Source organism: Bdellovibrionales bacterium (genome assembly GCA_016714165.1).
GTDB lineage: Bacteria > Bdellovibrionota > Bdellovibrionia > Bdellovibrionales > UBA1609 > JADJVA01.
Map to the genome: position 1 here is coordinate 123,739 of JADJNU010000002.1, position 15,309 is coordinate 139,047.

16 protein-coding genes are annotated in these 15,309 nt (G+C 45.6%); 5 read left to right on the top strand and 11 right to left on the bottom strand.

Going from position 1 to position 15,309, the window contains the following annotated elements:
- Window positions 1-16 precede the first annotated feature (16 nt).
- The 4 genes from IPJ71_11735 to IPJ71_11750 all read right to left on the bottom strand — a co-directional run bounded on the left by IPJ71_11735 (window position 17) and on the right by IPJ71_11750 (window position 3,404).
- The gene (locus IPJ71_11735; protein MBK7844349.1) at window positions 17-1,432 is read right to left on the bottom strand and encodes an insulinase family protein; all 1,416 of its coding nucleotides are present in this window, start codon (window positions 1,430-1,432) and stop codon (window positions 17-19) included.
- A 20-nt stretch (window positions 1,433-1,452) separates the two neighbouring features.
- Window positions 1,453-1,773, bottom strand: coding sequence for an insulinase family protein (locus tag IPJ71_11740; protein ID MBK7844350.1), 321 nt, complete (start codon window positions 1,771-1,773; stop codon window positions 1,453-1,455).
- Between the two features lie 65 nt (window positions 1,774-1,838).
- Complete coding sequence (locus IPJ71_11745) at window positions 1,839-2,780, bottom strand: insulinase family protein (protein ID MBK7844351.1); 942 nt, start codon at window positions 2,778-2,780, stop codon at window positions 1,839-1,841.
- A gap of 123 nt (window positions 2,781-2,903) precedes the next feature.
- Window positions 2,904-3,404, bottom strand: coding sequence for a flagellar basal body-associated FliL family protein (locus IPJ71_11750; GenBank protein MBK7844352.1), 501 nt, complete (start codon window positions 3,402-3,404; stop codon window positions 2,904-2,906).
- A 198-nt stretch (window positions 3,405-3,602) separates the two neighbouring features.
- Here IPJ71_11750 and IPJ71_11755 point away from each other — a divergent pair, with 198 nt between their 5' ends.
- Window positions 3,603-4,667 (top strand): L,D-transpeptidase family protein, encoded by a 1,065-nt coding sequence (locus tag IPJ71_11755; protein MBK7844353.1) that lies wholly within the window; start codon window positions 3,603-3,605, stop codon window positions 4,665-4,667.
- On the opposite strand, the gene IPJ71_11760 is transcribed toward IPJ71_11755, so the two are convergent.
- The 7 genes from IPJ71_11760 to cmk form a co-directional block, all read right to left on the bottom strand.
- Window positions 4,664-4,873: a hypothetical protein gene (locus tag IPJ71_11760; GenBank protein MBK7844354.1), complete on the bottom strand. Its 210-nt coding sequence runs from the start codon at window positions 4,871-4,873 to the stop codon at window positions 4,664-4,666. The genes IPJ71_11755 and IPJ71_11760 overlap by 4 nt on opposite strands.
- A gap of 45 nt (window positions 4,874-4,918) precedes the next feature.
- Window positions 4,919-5,680: a rhomboid family intramembrane serine protease gene (locus tag IPJ71_11765; protein ID MBK7844355.1), complete on the bottom strand. Its 762-nt coding sequence runs from the start codon at window positions 5,678-5,680 to the stop codon at window positions 4,919-4,921.
- An 11-nt stretch (window positions 5,681-5,691) separates the two neighbouring features.
- Window positions 5,692-6,120 carry a methylmalonyl-CoA epimerase gene (gene mce / locus IPJ71_11770; GenBank protein ID MBK7844356.1) on the bottom strand — a complete coding sequence of 143 codons (429 nt, stop codon included), beginning with the start codon at window positions 6,118-6,120 and terminating at the stop codon, window positions 5,692-5,694.
- A 4-nt stretch (window positions 6,121-6,124) separates the two neighbouring features.
- Entirely contained in the window at window positions 6,125-6,598 is a 474-nt protein-coding gene (locus IPJ71_11775) for an HIT domain-containing protein (protein ID MBK7844357.1), read from the bottom strand.
- A 178-nt stretch (window positions 6,599-6,776) separates the two neighbouring features.
- The gene (locus tag IPJ71_11780; GenBank protein ID MBK7844358.1) at window positions 6,777-7,703 is read right to left on the bottom strand and encodes a S49 family peptidase; all 927 of its coding nucleotides are present in this window, start codon (window positions 7,701-7,703) and stop codon (window positions 6,777-6,779) included.
- Window positions 7,704-7,858: 155 nt separating this feature from the next.
- On the bottom strand, window positions 7,859-9,682 hold the full coding sequence (locus tag IPJ71_11785; protein ID MBK7844359.1) for a 30S ribosomal protein S1: 1,824 nt from the start codon (window positions 9,680-9,682) through the stop codon (window positions 7,859-7,861).
- 282 nt (window positions 9,683-9,964) lie between these two features.
- Entirely contained in the window at window positions 9,965-10,657 is a 693-nt protein-coding gene (cmk, locus tag IPJ71_11790) for a (d)CMP kinase (GenBank protein MBK7844360.1), read from the bottom strand.
- Between the two features lie 201 nt (window positions 10,658-10,858).
- Between cmk and IPJ71_11795 the strand changes: the two genes are divergently transcribed.
- From IPJ71_11795 to IPJ71_11810, 4 genes are read left to right on the top strand one after another with little or no spacing between them, the layout of a single operon-like run.
- A complete protein-coding gene (locus IPJ71_11795; GenBank protein ID MBK7844361.1) occupies window positions 10,859-12,259 on the top strand; it encodes a hypothetical protein in 1,401 nt (466 codons plus the stop codon).
- A complete protein-coding gene (locus IPJ71_11800) occupies window positions 12,256-13,737 on the top strand; it encodes a hydantoinase B/oxoprolinase family protein (GenBank protein MBK7844362.1) in 1,482 nt (493 codons plus the stop codon). Before IPJ71_11795 ends, IPJ71_11800 begins: the two co-directional genes overlap by 4 nt.
- 51 nt (window positions 13,738-13,788) lie before the next feature.
- Entirely contained in the window at window positions 13,789-14,172 is a 384-nt protein-coding gene (locus IPJ71_11805) for a hypothetical protein (GenBank protein ID MBK7844363.1), read from the top strand.
- Complete coding sequence (locus IPJ71_11810; GenBank protein MBK7844364.1) at window positions 14,169-15,308, top strand: response regulator; 1,140 nt, start codon at window positions 14,169-14,171, stop codon at window positions 15,306-15,308. Before IPJ71_11805 ends, IPJ71_11810 begins: the two co-directional genes overlap by 4 nt.
- Window position 15,309: the final 1 nt, after the last annotated feature.

Sequence of the window (15,309 nt, forward strand, 5' to 3'; positions counted from 1 at the left end):
ATTGTACCAAATTCGATCAGTTGATAAACTCTTTGTAGCTCATCACCTGAACAACACCGATCGGACGGAGTTGGTCTAATATCTTACTCTTCGAACCGTAAACCAAAACCTTAAGACCATCGGGCCTGAGATGTTTCTTAATGACCTCATTCACCTCTTCGGAGCTGATCTTGCCAATGTCACTCAGATAATCAGTTAGATACGAATCAGGAACCCCATAAAACCGGAGAGCCAAAAGAGACTGAGCAGTTTTCTCGGCAGTTTCAAGGGCCCTCGGAAACATTCCCCGAAGAAGAGCTTGGGCTTCCTCAACTTCCTTTGCGCTCACCCCTCTATCGCGGAACTCCTGAACGACCTTCAAAGTTTCTCCAACTATTTCCCCAACTTTGTCATTGCGAGTGAATGTTGAAATAGTGAAAGGTCCCTTATCTAATCGGGCGTCAAATTCAGAACTGATAGAATAAGTGAGACCGCGACGATCTCGGATTTCATCTACCAATCTGCTACGAAAGGCACCCCCTAAAATCATATTTGCCACGCGCAATTTCAAAAAATCAGGATCTGTGCGTTTGATTCCGGGATGACCTATACGAATCTGTGTTTGGGCCAAATCTCCCTTATCAATCAACTGTATTTGAACTCCCTTTACTGGAGGAACCTCTGGAAAATTCGCGACCTTTTGATCTCGAGAGGTCCAGGCTTTGAAAGCACCTTCTAGCTCGCCGATAATATCAGGACCCAAATGGCCAACAACGGCAAGCTGGGCGTTGTTGGGTCGATAATATGCAAGGTAATATTTAATTACGTTCTTCCGGCGCACTCTCTGAACATCATGTTTCCTTCCCAAGACTCGCCTCGCATAGGGATGGGTCCCATAGAGAAATGAATCAAACATCACTTCTGCAAAATTCGATGGATCATCAACTGTCTTTTGGAGAGCCGAAAGAACCTGCTTTTGAACTCGGCGAACCTCAGCCTCCGCAAACGAAGGTTCGGTCACCATTTCGGAAAAATTCTGTAACAAGGCCTGACGATAGGGAGCCAAAGTACTCGCGCCAATCAAAGTAAAATCCTGGCCGACGTCAACTTCAAGTGATGAAGCTATATCCCCCATCGCATCGGCTAACTGCATGGCATCACGTTTCGTGCTTCCCTTATTGAGCAATTCCCCAACGATTGAAGCGACACCAGAATTCGCTATTGGGTCAGCACTCGCTCCCGCGCGCACCAAAAGTTTCATGCTGAAATAAGGCAGAGTACTATCCTCGACTAAAAGGACCTTTAAACCATTTGAGAGAGTGACTTCCCTATACGGACGAAGCTGAAACTGACCAGTCTTAGCTCCGCTGCTCCCCATTTTTCCCGTTAAAGCGCAACCAAACAGAAGGGGCCAAAAAGTGCAAATCAAAAAAATCCCAACAATTTTCTTCATCGATCAAACTCCCTTTGCCTCTAGCCCTTAGGATTAACACGAATCACTGAACGCTGCTCTGGCTTGAGATATTTCTCAGCAACTGCTTTGATCTGATTCACCGTTACAGCGCTGTATTTATCCAAGTCCTTAAATAATTGAGTGTAGTCCTCAAAATAAATCTCGTTAAGAGCTAAAATTCTGGCCTTCCCTCCCACAGTTTTGAGAGAATCAACATAGTCCTTCATAATTTGTGTTTTGGCCTTCTCCAACTCTTTCAAAGAAACAAATTCATTGCGCAGCTTCCAAAGTTCCGAATAAATAGAATTCGCTACCTTGTCGGCGTCCAATCCAGGTTTCACCGATGAGACAATCTGAACAAGACCAGCTTGACCTGAGGTATCCGACCAAACGGCGACTTGATCCGCTATTTGCTGTCGATAAACGAGAGCCTTATGAAGTCTACTCGAAGAGCCGTTACCCAGAATATTAGCCAATAGATCAAGAGCGTAGGAGTCCTCAGCCCCAGCGGACTGGCCCTGAAAGGCAATGGCAATCGTGGGGCTCTGCACATCCTTAGCCAATCGCTTCGCTCGCCCTTTTGCTCTGGCTCAAGGTTTTTCTTTCTTTCTGGTAAGACCTGAGCTGGAATGCCATCATAGTACTTGCTGATGAGACCTTTTGCGGCCCTGATACTGAAGTCCCCCGTAATGACCAAAACGGCATTGTTGGGAGCGTAAAAAATTCGATAAAACTCCTTCAAATCATCGATAGATGTGGCATCCAAATCCTTCATGTACCCAATAACAGGCCAACGATAAGGGTGCGTCTTAAATACCGTTTCAAAAACGGTTTCATTCAGAATTCCAAATACAGAGTTCTCAACTCGGTATCGTCTCTCCTCTTTGACTACTTCGCGCTCCTTCATGATTTCCTTTTCATCAAATACAAGATTTCGAAGTCGGTCAGATTCAATATCCAAGATGAGTTCCAATTTTCCGCTTGGCATGTTCTCGTAGTACCCGGTGTAGTCCCGAGTCGTGAAGGCGTTGTTAGTACCTCCGTTTGCCTGAATAACACGATCAAACTCTTTGTTAGAGTATTTTGTGGTTCCCTTGAACATCAAGTGTTCAAAAAAATGAGCAATTCCTGTCCGACCTGGCTTTTCATCGGCCGAGCCTACTCGAAACCACTGATGAATGCTGATCAATGGAGCGCTATGATCTTCGTGCAAAAGAACGGTAAGCCCATTTTTTAGCTTATATTTTTCAACTGAAAAGTGAATCTGCTCAGAGAAATTCAATGCCTTCTCTATTTCTGCCTGAGCACTTAGTGTCAGAAAAAATAAAAAGCAAAAAGCACGCACCACGAGGACCTCCCCGGTGATTAAAATCGCCGCTAGCTGAATCCTCATATATTGTCTACGTGGATACTGAACCTGTCAATGCACACCAGTAGTCGACGGACGAGAGATCAAGGGGTCTTGAAAAACCTACTGCACGACGAAATCCGAAAAGTAGACATTGCGAACGACACCTTTGTCGAGAAATCCGTTCATCTCTGCGATAATTCGATTCTTTAGCTGCAATTTACCCTGTACCGTTTCAACCTCAGTATAGACTGTCGAATTCAAAATTCGGACAATGGCGTCACGCCCCTCTGCTCCGAGAGAAATGACCTCCTCAAATCCTTCCTCGTCCAACATTTCTAAGCTCATTTCGAGCCTAATAAGCCTCCGAGGAACCCCATCCAAATTCGTGTTGAAGGTATCCAAAGTGTAAAGCACCGGTTTTTGCTGAAGGGACTTGCGGAACTCAACGAGCTCCTTGTTGAGTTCCTCTTCGGAGGTCACTTTCGCTTTATGACCGATGGTTGAAGAAAAAACCAAAAATGCCCCCGTGCCGACCACAGAAAAATTAATTACCAAAAATACCAAAGTGATGACCTTACCCAAGTCGCGTTTCGGTTTTTCCTGCTCTTCTGCTTCTGCCATTTCAGCACCTCTGACTATCTTATCGGCGCCCAGACTCAGGTCTTAACGGCAGAAAATTTGTCTCGTCTTGGGAAATGATTCAAATTCGGTGACGCCATCCAAATCTTGGCTCTCGACCCGTTGCCTCGTCATTGACTTTCATCCTGTGAAATCATCTAATAGGACGATATGGTCTGTGTTTTTCAGGTTGAATGACAAATGGTTTGCTTCATTTCGATACTATTCGCTTTTTCGGGGTTCCTTAGCTGGAGTTCTCCTGGTTTTGCTCGCGTGGAGAGCGAAACAAACTTAGTGCCTCCCCAAGAAAAGTTGAATGAATCAAAGGACGCTGACCTAAACAAGCCTGACCCGCAGGCAATACCGCCTCCAGAAGGCAGGTACCCCGCAACTCTCGTCCAATTAAGTGATTCTGACTCTTTTTCTCCCTACGCATTCCTTGTAGACAAATCCACAAGGACCCTCACTGTTTGGAGATTTCAAAATGGCAATATCAGTTTAGTCGCTTACTATCCTTCCGATTTGGGACGCCAATCCGGAAACAAACAAAGCTTGGGGGATTTCAAAACTCCCGAGGGAATTTATTTTTTCCAAAACCGATACGAGGGAAAACAGATTGATTTTAGCGAATATGGTTCGCGGGCCTTTACCATGGACTATCCCAACTTTTTTGATGTCATGGCGAGCAAAACAGGGAGCGGAATCTGGCTTCATGCCATTCCTCAAACCAAATCACTTTTCCGAGGATCTCGTGGCTGCATTGTTGTCAGAGATGAGGTTATCCAAAAGGTCGGCGAATTCATTTCACTTAAGCACACCCCAATTGTAATTCAGGAAAAAATTGAATACGTAGAGCCTCAAGTCCAGCGAACCACAATGAATCAGCTAAATTCATGGCTTGATAATTGGCGAAAGAGTTGGGAAACAAAAGACATCAATACATACATCTCATACTACGGAGATCAGTTTAAATCCCTCGGAATGAACCGCTCCGGGTGGAAGCGATTCAAAGAAAACCTCAACTCGAAATACCAATCCATTCAGGTGCAGACAAGAGATCCAATGATCGTTGTGCACGAAAACGAGGCAATCATCAAATTTCTTCAGTCCTACCAATCAGACTTGAAGTCTGATTTCGGAGAAAAGACCCTTTATCTAAAAAAGGACGACCAAGGCCAACTTAAAATTGTTGGCGAAGAGTGGTCCGAGACTTTAAAAAAGAAAATCTCAGCTAGCGAAACCAAAAGCCCCAGCGACAGTCTTTAATTGTGACTATTGTTGAAGTGAGAATCTCCATCTGCCCCGTTTGCTTCTTCTTCCAAAGTCAACTCCACTGCCTTGTGAGCCATATCAGGAAGGGACTCCAGATGCTTCCTGTATTCTTCTTTTGTGAGAAGTCCTTCCGTATAATTCCAATCTACCATTCGCTGATCAAATTTCAGCTTATCCAGTGACTTTCTCAAATTGCCCATCAAAACCACCTCCAAATAAGGCCGTGAAGCCAAGAATCAATGCCATCAATTCCAGTACCGAGGAGGACCACCAGAAGCCCCGTCCTGCTTCGTACTGCGATCATTGTCTACCACCAATCGAAGCTGGGGACCACCCTTTTTCTGAACTCTTCCTCCGCCTCTAAATCCAGAAAAACGGCCACGAAATTTGAGAAAGAGATACCCTGCCGCCAATCCGCCAAGATGTGCAAGATTGGCAACATTGTTTTCTTGGCCAGAGTTTAAAAGAGTGACAACCTCAATACCTCCAAGAAGCGCGATAAAGTATTTGGCTTTCATTGGAAAAATCATCATGAAATAGACAACTCTTTCTCCAAAGAGCATTCCAAAAGCCAACATCAAGCCAAAAATGGCCCCAGAAGCCCCAATAACCGGCACACTCATCACACTCGAATGCCCTCCAAATAGAGAATAGAAGGTCACGCCGAGGACATAAAAGAAGCCGGCTCCCACGCCACAAACAAAATAATAGGTCAGAAAAAAACGTGGTCCCCAGCGGGGCTCCAAATCGGCTCCCACCCACCACAGAATAAGCATATTGAACAGAAGATGAAAAATTGAATAGGAGTGCAGGAACATATAGGTAAAGACCTGCCATACCCAAAAATCATTGATAATCCGCTCGGGAATGAGTCCAAACCAATCAAAAAAATAGGCCTCGCTCAGAAAAAATCTTTGGATGATCAAAATCCCAATAAACCATATGGCAACATTGGCGATAATCAGCTTTTTTACCGTTGGAGTAAGAGGTATTCCCAAGCTTTGCATCTGATAACGATTCATGGCAATCCCTCAGTGTTTCGTTGCCTGAGTTCAATTAAGACTCCACCGGCCGAAGAGGGGTGAATAAAGGAAATCAGGCCTTTGTGGGCTCCAGGCTGGGGTTTCTCATAGATCAGGCGAATCCCAGCGGCCTTGAGATGATTGAGAAGTTCACCCAAATTCTCCACTCTCAGACATATGTGATGAATACCTGGCCCTCTCTTGGCCAAAAATTTAGCTATGGGACTTTGAGTACCAAGAGGCTCTAGGAGTTCAATTCTTGATTCATTCGCCAGGTCATAAATGCCAACCCGAACTCCTTCACTCGGAACATCCTCAACAGAAAGCTTCTCAAAACCAAGAGCTTCATATAGCTTGGCTCCTTCAATCAAACTTGAAACAGCAATGCCAATATGATCCAATTCATACGAACCGGGATGATTCATAGGTCTATTCCCCAAAAAACGGAAAAATCCGGTTATAAGTTTGCTCCAAAGTCTCAGATACAACTTTGGTTTCCGCGATCAGAGGAAAAAAATTGGTATCCCCATGCCACCGTGGAACAATATGCCAATGGAGATGCTCAGGAATTCCAGCTCCCGCAACAGCCCCATGGTTGAGTCCGATGTTGAACCCAGCACAACTGTAGGCTTGTTGCAGAATGTTAAATGTTCGGCGCACTAGGCTCATCAACTCCGAGTACTCCATTTCAGACAAATCATTTAAATTCCCGCAATGACGAGCAGGAAGCACAAGAGAATGCCCTGTATTGTAAGGGAACTTATTAAGTACTACCATGGCCAACTCACTTCGGTAAACTACCAAACTTTCGATACCCGGCCCTTTGAGCTTTGCTTCACAAAAAACGCAGGTGTCATGGGATATGAGCTTCCGCACATATCTATAGCGATCCGGTCTTGCCATGATATCTCGCTCAGTTGGCCAAATGTCTGACGCGAGCTCACCTATGCCCGCACTTCCTTGAGGTACTCGTCCATTTTCGGCAATATTTCTGCTGGGTTTTCTTTGGTTTACGCCCTTCTCATTTGCATTCCTACTTGCCTTTGTTTTTCCTTTTTTTTCCATTGTACCCCTCTCAAGTCTACAAAGATCCTGGCATGAGATACAGAGGCCGGCCCAGGAGCTGAGCACGCAAGTCTTTGAGTTGTGTGCTCTCAGTTATATTTTCTGCTGAGGAATTTACCCGAAACCGATCCTGCCAAAATCCGGAAGAAGCTGAAGGCAAAGATCTCGGCCGAAACAACTTTGGATTGGCACCGAGACCAGCGAGATTTCCCGCAACCCGGAGAGCATCCTCAAAAGAACCAACTTGATCAGCGAAGCCAAGACGCACGGCTGTAGCTCCCGTAAAAATTCGACCGTCAGCATACTTATTGATGAGGTCTGGAGAAAGTGACCGACTTTTTTGAATGGCCTGCTTAAATTGATCATGTACTTCGACCAAAATCCCCTGAAACAACTCCTTGTCTCGCAGTTTCATTTGGTATGCGCCTGCTATTGGATCTTCCAGCTCACCTGTCTTCACAACAATTTGTTCGTGGGTCTTTCCATCCTGAGATTGATTCGGTTGAGAAAACTCCATGAACGCACTGATTGAACCCATCAAAGTTCCTGGATTAGCAACAATGCGGTCAGCTCCAGAAGCCGCATAATAGGCGCCACCGGCGACAAGGCTCCCGCCTGACACAACCACTGGTTTTCGAAACTCCTCCCTCACCCGCTTAATCTCCGTATAGAGCTCTTGGCTCGATCCAACTGAACCTCCGGGAGAGTTAATATGAATGATCATGCCTTTGATATTTGGATCCTCACGGTAAGTACGCAAAGTTCTGATAAAGTCTCCGGTATCAAGAATCACCCCTTCCAGTCTCATTGAAAGAAGAGAGGGCTCTTTCACTTCGGGAGCCAAAGGATTCCAAATCGAAAAAAAATAAACAAATGCCACTATAAATGCGCCCAGAAAAACAAAGGAAATAATACTCAGGACGCTCTGATAAATATGCCTCATTTTCACCTCCTCCATGAGAGGTCATTCTACTCACAATCTCGTCCCTGGCAAAAACTAAAAAAAGAGCCACCAAACAACTTGGTAGCTCTTTTTTTATTTTTTGCACTTCAGCAGAGACTCAGAGACCCTATGAAAGGTCTGGCCAAAACCAAAGGCTATTCGACAGACTCACCCTGTTTGTCAGTGGCCTTCTTTAGGGTATCCCCAAAAAGATCACCAAAACTCGTCTTCGAAGTTGCCGTCGCCTTTTTGACGTAGTCTTCGACGTCAGCCTTCTGTTCTCGAAGCTTAACTAACTTGGCTGAGAGTCCAATTTTTCGAGCATCTTTATCTATTGAAATGATCTCGGCCTTGATGACGTCGCCTACATTGACAACTTCATCTGGCTTTTCAACACGCTTGGTGCTCAATTCACTGATATGGATCAACCCCTCAATATCTGACTCAAGTTCAACAAAGACTCCAAAATCCGCCAACTTCACAACCTTCACGTCCCGCTGAGAGCCAATTGGGTATTTGCTTTCAATGTTTGACCAAGGATCCGCTTCCAACTGCTTGATACCCAGACTAAAACGCTCATTTTCGATATCAACGCCCAATACCACAGCGCGAACCTTATCACCCTTTTTGTAAACCTCAGAAGGATGATTGATGCGACGTGTCCACGAGAAGTCAGATATATGAACCAAACCGTCAATGCCTTCTTCAATTCCGACAAAGACCCCAAAATCAGTGACAGATTTAACTTCGCCCTCAATGATCGTTCCAGGTCCGTAGCTCTCTTTTAGCTCAACCCAAGGATTCACTTCTAATTGCTTCATGCCGAGGCTGATGCGCCGATTTTCACGATCTACCTCGAGAACTTGAACATTGACTTCATCTCCGACCTTTACCAGCTGTGAGGGGTGCTTAACTCTCTTGGTCCAGCTCATCTCACTCACATGAATAAGGCCCTCGATTCCTTCTTCGAGCTCAATAAACGCACCGTAATCAGCCAAACTCACAACTTTTCCGGAAAGCTTCTGACCTACTGGAAATCGCTTTGCAACTTCTTCCCAAGGATCGGCCTTCAGTTGTTTCATTCCCAGGCTCACTCGCTCTTTTTCATTATCAAACTTGAGCACAATCACTTCAATTTCATCACCGACGTTCAATAGCTCGGATGGATGTTTAACTCGTCCCCAGCTCATATCCGTAATATGTAGGAGTCCATCCATTCCACCGAGATCAATGAAAGCACCGTAGTCAGTGATGTTCTTCACCATACCTCGGACCACTGATCCCTCTTTCATGGCATCAAGAGTCTGAGTACGTAGACTTTCTCTTTCCTCTTCAAGAAGTGCTCGACGAGACAGTACAATATTGCCCCGACGCTTATTGAACTTAATGACTTTAAATTTATAAGTTTTACCGATGTACACATCCATGTTGCGAACAGGACGCAAATCAATTTGGCTTCCCGGCAAGAAGGCCTTCACACCAATGTCAACGCTCAAACCACCTTTGACTTTAGCGATAACAGTTCCTTCAATGACCTCTTCATTTTCGGCAGCTCGCGAAATATCATTCCAAGCCCTGAGCATGTCCGCTTTGTCCTTTGACAACACGACCATTCCGTTTTCATTTTCAATTCGGTCAATAAAAACTTCGACCTCTTCACCAGGCTTCACGTTCCGCTCGCCTTCAACCATCCGAAATTCAGAAATCGGAATCATGCCTTCACTCTTGTAGTTAATATCGACCAAAACATAGTCTTCCTGTACTTCAACCACTCGCCCGTGAACCACATCACCAACTTTAAAATCCCTCTCCCCGAGAGACTTCTCAAAAAGCTCCTCGAAATTCTCTACGTTCCTTATTGCTGATTCGAACGCACTGGGATTTGCTGGAACCTCAGAATCCCCAGCATCAAGTGCCGCCAAAACATTGTCTCGCAATATTTGCGCCTTTGATTTGTTGGCTTTTTTATTTGCTACCATTTCCAAAAATTACCTCCTGCGGGAAAAGGATCTTTTCGTCCTTACCCTTCTAAAATTTCTCAAGGCCGTGGCTATTTGAGATAAGCCTCTCGTTATAAGATCTATCTAATCAATGTCAAAGGGATTTTTACACTTTGCCCCCTGAGAGTTTGCCATTGCAGCAGTCACCATGTCTACCCCCAGCAATCATCTCCCTTGTGTTTGTTACAGCTCACAACTTTAAAATGAATTGACAAGAGCCTGCATGACTCAGCCAGATTGATCATTGTCGAGTATTCTCAGCTAGTTGACGCCTTTCAATCCGAGATCCTTCCGAATCAAATTTTCGACCATTTCCACCACTTCTTCCAAGGTGAGATCGCCGGTATCTATGCGATGGGCGGAAGGCGGGATCTGAAGAGGTGCCACCTGGCGGTGACTGTCTTGCTTATCCCGAAGGGCTTGGGATGCTGCGGTAACTTCCACCTTCAATCCCTCCTCCTGGGCTCTTCTCGCCGCCCGAAGGGCGCTGGACGCCTCCAGATAAATTTTTATAGGCGCATCGGGAAAAACGACTGTACCGCAGTCACGGCCCTCTGCCACCAGACCCTTCACACCCAAACAACAATCGCGTTGGGCCTTTAGTAGGCTCGACCTCACAGAGGGAAACTGACTGATCAGGCTGGCCGTTTCACCAACCTCCTCACGGTAGATCTCTTCGGTCACGTCATCTCCATTAACAAATACTTGGGTCCTCTCAGGACTGAGGCGAACCTCCCAAGCCGCCTGACGAATGAGCTCCGCTATTTTTGTTTCATCACTGACGTCGATTTGATGGCTCTTCACCAAAAATGCAAGACCACGATAGAATGCCCCGGTTGAAACCCATCTCCATCCCAATCGACGAGCCACTTCTCTGCTCACCGAAGTTTTTCCGCTGGCAGCAGGTCCATCGATCGTCACAACGAACCCCGCTTTGAGTTTGTCTTTAGGCATATCTTATCTCCATTTCTAAGATCTTTAATGGTCATAAATACTCATCAAGCTCGAAACTCCAAATGGGAAATCCCACCTGAAGCAAGTTCTCAATACAATTTTGCTCCGCGTCGTCTGAGGCGAGGCCAAGATTTTCATTTGTATCCTTTTTTTGATTTTGAGCATGAACTGTGATTAACAATTCCAGTCAAAGGATTCAAGATGTCGTGGACAATCGGTCTTTATATTGGAGAGTCGTTTGCGGAGATATCCGCAAAACAGGATGATCAAGCGGGAATTCCGTTCTGGCGTTGGTATCAGCCTCAAATCCCCCTCGCGAAGGGAATTCAACGCTTTGTTCAAGAACACAGGATCACAGAGATCAAAGAAGTTCGGATTGCCACGCGATTGGCTCGTCAAATTATCGCTCGGCGATTGGGTCAGAATCCGGCCTTTTTAGTTACCGAAGGATTTGAAAATTGGCCCACGATGAATCTTCCAGTTATAAATGACCACTTTTCAATACGTCCAAACCGCACCAGACCTCCTCTCTCAAGCCATTTGATTTTTGGGCTCACGGGCCGAATTAACGCCCAGGGAGAAGAAGAAAAGCCTCTCGATCCAGAAGAGCTTGAATTTCTTGTCGCAAAACTGAAACTGAACAAAGTCAGTCACGCCGTCCTCGGACTTCTTCACGCAACGATGAACCCTTCTCACGAGAAGCAGGTTGAAGAATTTCTCAAGGAACACGGTCTGAGAGTTTACCCCTCTTACAATTTGCCCCTTTCCCAAGCAGAAAAGCCACGTTGGTGGCATTCGATCTTAAATGCCTATCTGGAGCCTGCCTTCAAGGTCCTTATGGAACAAATTGTCTCTGGATTTGGGACCACCTTAAAGAACGAAAGTCTACTTCAATTGATTCTGGGGGATTCCGCTCCGGCACATAAAAACTGGGATTCTCCACTTGGCTCCTTGTTTGGCTCTGCCTTCCTCCTCAATGAGGCCAGAAGAGATCCATCAGAAGCGGTCCTCTATATGGGCCTGGAGGAGTTTTTTCTTTTGCCCGGCCACTGTGAAAACCAACTTGATTGGATGAGCGATTTTGGCCGCGTTTCTTTGCAACACGTTGAAACTCGAGAGCTTCTTTTGCAGCCAAGCACAGTCATCACCAAAAGTATTTTTGGTTGCCCCACCTTTTCCCGTGAGGTAGCCGGTTTTGAGCCGGGCCCAATGTGTTTTGGCAAAGGGGTTAATCCACTTTTTCTCGATCTTCTCTTTGCCAATGACAGACTGGGAGACATTGAAGTGCTTCACCATCACCTCAATCCAAAAATGGGCCAAAGAGTGAAAGAAACTTTCGGAGCCTACAGCCGAGAAGCTCTCGCAGGGTCAAACTACGGAGAATCTGACATTCTAAACTGGATGGAAGAGACCGCTTTGAATTTGTTTGCCTCCGAAATTCGATCCCACAGCCGAAGCAAGAAGATTCGAACGACAGGTCCTATGTCGTCAGTTATGGTTCCCCTTCTTGAACCTCTCCTCAGCGAATGCCAGCTTTCTCCACTCTTTGACTTCAACCAACCTCTCTGTGAACAGCTCCTCAACCTGAAGGAAAGTCAATGATGGGTCGTTCTAAACAAATGCAGGATTCCTTCTATTTCGCCCAGCTCAACTGCTTTTTTGAACGTTGGTTTGAACCTTACCAAGCTGCAGCCCTGATGACAGCAGACCATTTGCCGATTTATATTAAATATCAAAATCTACCAGACATTGGAACACTTCCAGTGGTTACGGAAACCGTTGGAAAATACTTAAAAGTCAGCGCAGGAGATATTGTCCTTACGAATGACCCTTACTGTGGTGGTTCTACGCTAACCGCGATGACACTGATGATGGGCGTCCATCTTGAGCCAAGAAAGTTGGGTGGATCTGCAGAATTCCTGTTTTGCGTCCGGTTTAACCTGAAGCCACGCTTGCAAATGACAGATACGGTTGAAGATGAAGGCGTTAGAATTCCGCCCACGCCTATTCGTCACAATGGACAACTCAATGAAGGTCTTTTACGCGTGATCTCTGATCACCCCCAATGCCCAAGAGATTTTCTCAATGGCGTGCACCGAATGATTGAGGCAATGGACAATTCGGTAAAGCAAATGAAACAGGATACCGCTAGTGCTTATTTGGATTGGTCAAAGCCTCGATTAAGGCAATATTTCAAAGAATCCAGTCGACTCTTTTCGGTTCTTCTAGGACGAATTGCATTTGGAGAAACCTCCCAAGAAATGACTTTGGATTCAGGAGAAAAACTTCGTCTCAATCTCGATGTAACTGAAGGGAAAATAAAATTCGATTTTTCTGGGAGTGGTCCTTCGGCTCACCTTCACCTGACTGATGGCGCCACTCTGGGCGCATGCGTGGGAGCGATTCTTTCTGTGATCGAATCTAACATTCCTCTGAATGCTGGAATATTCGATCGCTTTGAGGTCAGAGCTCCTCAAGGGACTTTAGTGAACGCGAAATATCCGGCTCCTGTTTACCAAGGAATGACTGACGGGGCTGGTCTGTTGGCGAATTTCATTTTACAAGTTCTGAGTGGAATCGATCCGTCTATCCGGCTCGCTCGCTCCGGCCCCTCACTGTGTTCATTCGAACTAGAATTTGGCAATGGACTTTTTTTCTTTGATACTTTGGAACCTGGCATGGCTGCCAGTAGCTCCGGTCGAGGACATGACTCCATCAATCCATGGCAGAAAAGCCATTTGGAACCTTCCATTGAAGAAATCGAAAGACGTTACCCTCTCTTGGTCAAATCCTGCACCATCAGACAAAAGTCGGGGGGCAGTGGCAATTTTGAGGGTGGCAATGGCGCGACTAAAGCAATTCTGATAAAGTCATCTGCAACGCTTCGCTGGATGATCACTCAGGCCTCACAAAAACCCGAAGGTGGGGAGGGTGGAAAGTCGGCGAGTTCGGCGGAACTCTATCTTCAGAAGGCAAATTCTAAGGAAAGAGAAAAAATGCCTGCGCGAGGGGAATTCACAATGAAAGCCGGAGATATTGTGATCATGCACTCTTCTGGTGGCGGAGGCTTTGGCGAGTAGGACCATCTAATTATAGTCAATGATCTTCCGGGCACCAAGGAGAGGCGGCTTGTGAAAACAGACGAATTAATCAAAGTTCTATTCATCAGAAATTTGGCAAATGGATTGAAGATTGAATCCAAGCAGCCTTCTGGGTTTCCCGTTGTCGGTTTTGAGTCCAGTCAGCTCCTTGTTTCAATCCCTCCTGAACTTGCCCAGGTTGGGTCACGGCTGCACGTCGAATTGGAGTTGCAAAGAGATTTTATTAAGATCGCAATTCCCGTGAGGGGGGTAGTGACGGCCCTCAGAAGTGATTCTGCGCAGCCGAGCGAATTCTTTGCGGAACTTAAGATATCTCAGAAAGACGACAAGCTTTGGGATGAAATGGAGAGGACACTTCTTAAGGTACAGCAGGAGTTGACGGCTCTTTTTGAACGCATGAGGGGTGGATCATGAATTTATCAGCTGACGCAATAACCTTAGAAAGAACGGCTCGCCAATATCTCAAGGCTAAGAAAATACTGATCATCGACCATTCGGCTGCCTCTCGTGAGGGGCTCAAAAGTCTTTTTTTGGATCTCGGGGTCGAAGAAAATCAAATGATAAGTTCGGTCAAATTTTCAGAAGCTTTGGAAACGATGAAGCAGCACAAACCATCGATCATTATTTCTGAGTTCTATGTGGGGGAGCAATCAGCGCTTGAACTGAGTACAGAAATGAACAGCTACCTAGAAAATCGTCTTGAAAAGCTCTTCATGATCGTCACAACCAACGCATCAGAGACCGCCGTCGCAGAAGCCGCCGAAGGAGACGTTGATGCTTATATATTGAAGCCCTTTTCAAAAAATCACCTGCGAGAGCATCTTCTTAAGATCATTTATCCCAAATTAAATCCCTCAGAATATGTTCGCCTCATTGACCAGGGGAAAAAGCACTTAGAACTAAAGGAGTGGGATGAAGCTGAAAAGTGTTTCAAGAAGGCGGAACCTATTTGCGAGAGTCGTTCTTCTCTCTATTACTATTTAGGAAAGACAAATGAAGGCAGAGGAAAACTAGATGAGGCCTTCACTTGCTATGAAGAATGCCTAAAAGAAAGCCCTTTGAATTTTCGCTGCCTTAATTCAAAATTGGAAATCCTCGAAAAACAGGAAAAATATCCCGAAGCATATGGAGTGGCTCAAGTAATTAACGCCGCTTTTCCTATGAGCCCTCATCGCCTCGGAAATGTAATTCAATTGGCCGTCTTTACTCATAACTTTGCAGAAGTACAGAAGCTTTTTGACAAGTTCAAAAAACTTGAAAAGCCAACGGTCTCTCTCAAAAAAATGGTCTCCGCCGCTCTTTATGTCTGCGGAAAGTTTCTTGTTCAAAAGAATATGGAGGAAAGTGCACTTCGTGCCTTCCGAGATGCAATTATCACTGGAAATAGCGATCCCCTCATGATCGAAAAATCCGTGACCTTTCTTCTTGAAGCCGGCCAGAAAAACACGGCTGACATTTTATTCAAGCTCTATCCTCCTGAAAGACGTCACGAATCCCACTTCCAGAAATTGGAAAAGACCTTGTTGGCTCCTTTAAGAAAAGGCTCATAGC

What these genes read in the sequence shown, in the direction of transcription:
- IPJ71_11735 (MBK7844349.1), bottom strand. Translation starts at nt 1,432, where the DNA reads ATGAAGAAAATTGTTGGGATTTTTTTGATTTGCACTTTTTGGCCCCTT.
- IPJ71_11750 (MBK7844352.1), bottom strand. Translation starts at nt 3,404, where the DNA reads ATGGCAGAAGCAGAAGAGCAGGAAAAACCGAAACGCGACTTGGGTAAG.
- IPJ71_11755 (MBK7844353.1), top strand. Translation starts at nt 3,603, where the DNA reads ATGGTTTGCTTCATTTCGATACTATTCGCTTTTTCGGGGTTCCTTAGC.
- IPJ71_11760 (MBK7844354.1), bottom strand. Translation starts at nt 4,873, where the DNA reads ATGGGCAATTTGAGAAAGTCACTGGATAAGCTGAAATTTGATCAGCGA.
- IPJ71_11765 (MBK7844355.1), bottom strand. Translation starts at nt 5,680, where the DNA reads ATGCAAAGCTTGGGAATACCTCTTACTCCAACGGTAAAAAAGCTGATT.
- mce (MBK7844356.1), bottom strand. Translation starts at nt 6,120, where the DNA reads ATGAATCATCCCGGTTCGTATGAATTGGATCATATTGGCATTGCTGTT.
- IPJ71_11775 (MBK7844357.1), bottom strand. Translation starts at nt 6,598, where the DNA reads ATGGCAAGACCGGATCGCTATAGATATGTGCGGAAGCTCATATCCCAT.
- IPJ71_11780 (MBK7844358.1), bottom strand. Translation starts at nt 7,703, where the DNA reads ATGAGGCATATTTATCAGAGCGTCCTGAGTATTATTTCCTTTGTTTTT.
- IPJ71_11785 (MBK7844359.1), bottom strand. Translation starts at nt 9,682, where the DNA reads ATGGTAGCAAATAAAAAAGCCAACAAATCAAAGGCGCAAATATTGCGA.
- cmk (MBK7844360.1), bottom strand. Translation starts at nt 10,657, where the DNA reads ATGCCTAAAGACAAACTCAAAGCGGGGTTCGTTGTGACGATCGATGGA.
- IPJ71_11795 (MBK7844361.1), top strand. Translation starts at nt 10,859, where the DNA reads ATGTCGTGGACAATCGGTCTTTATATTGGAGAGTCGTTTGCGGAGATA.
- IPJ71_11800 (MBK7844362.1), top strand. Translation starts at nt 12,256, where the DNA reads ATGATGGGTCGTTCTAAACAAATGCAGGATTCCTTCTATTTCGCCCAG.
- IPJ71_11810 (MBK7844364.1), top strand. Translation starts at nt 14,169, where the DNA reads ATGAATTTATCAGCTGACGCAATAACCTTAGAAAGAACGGCTCGCCAA.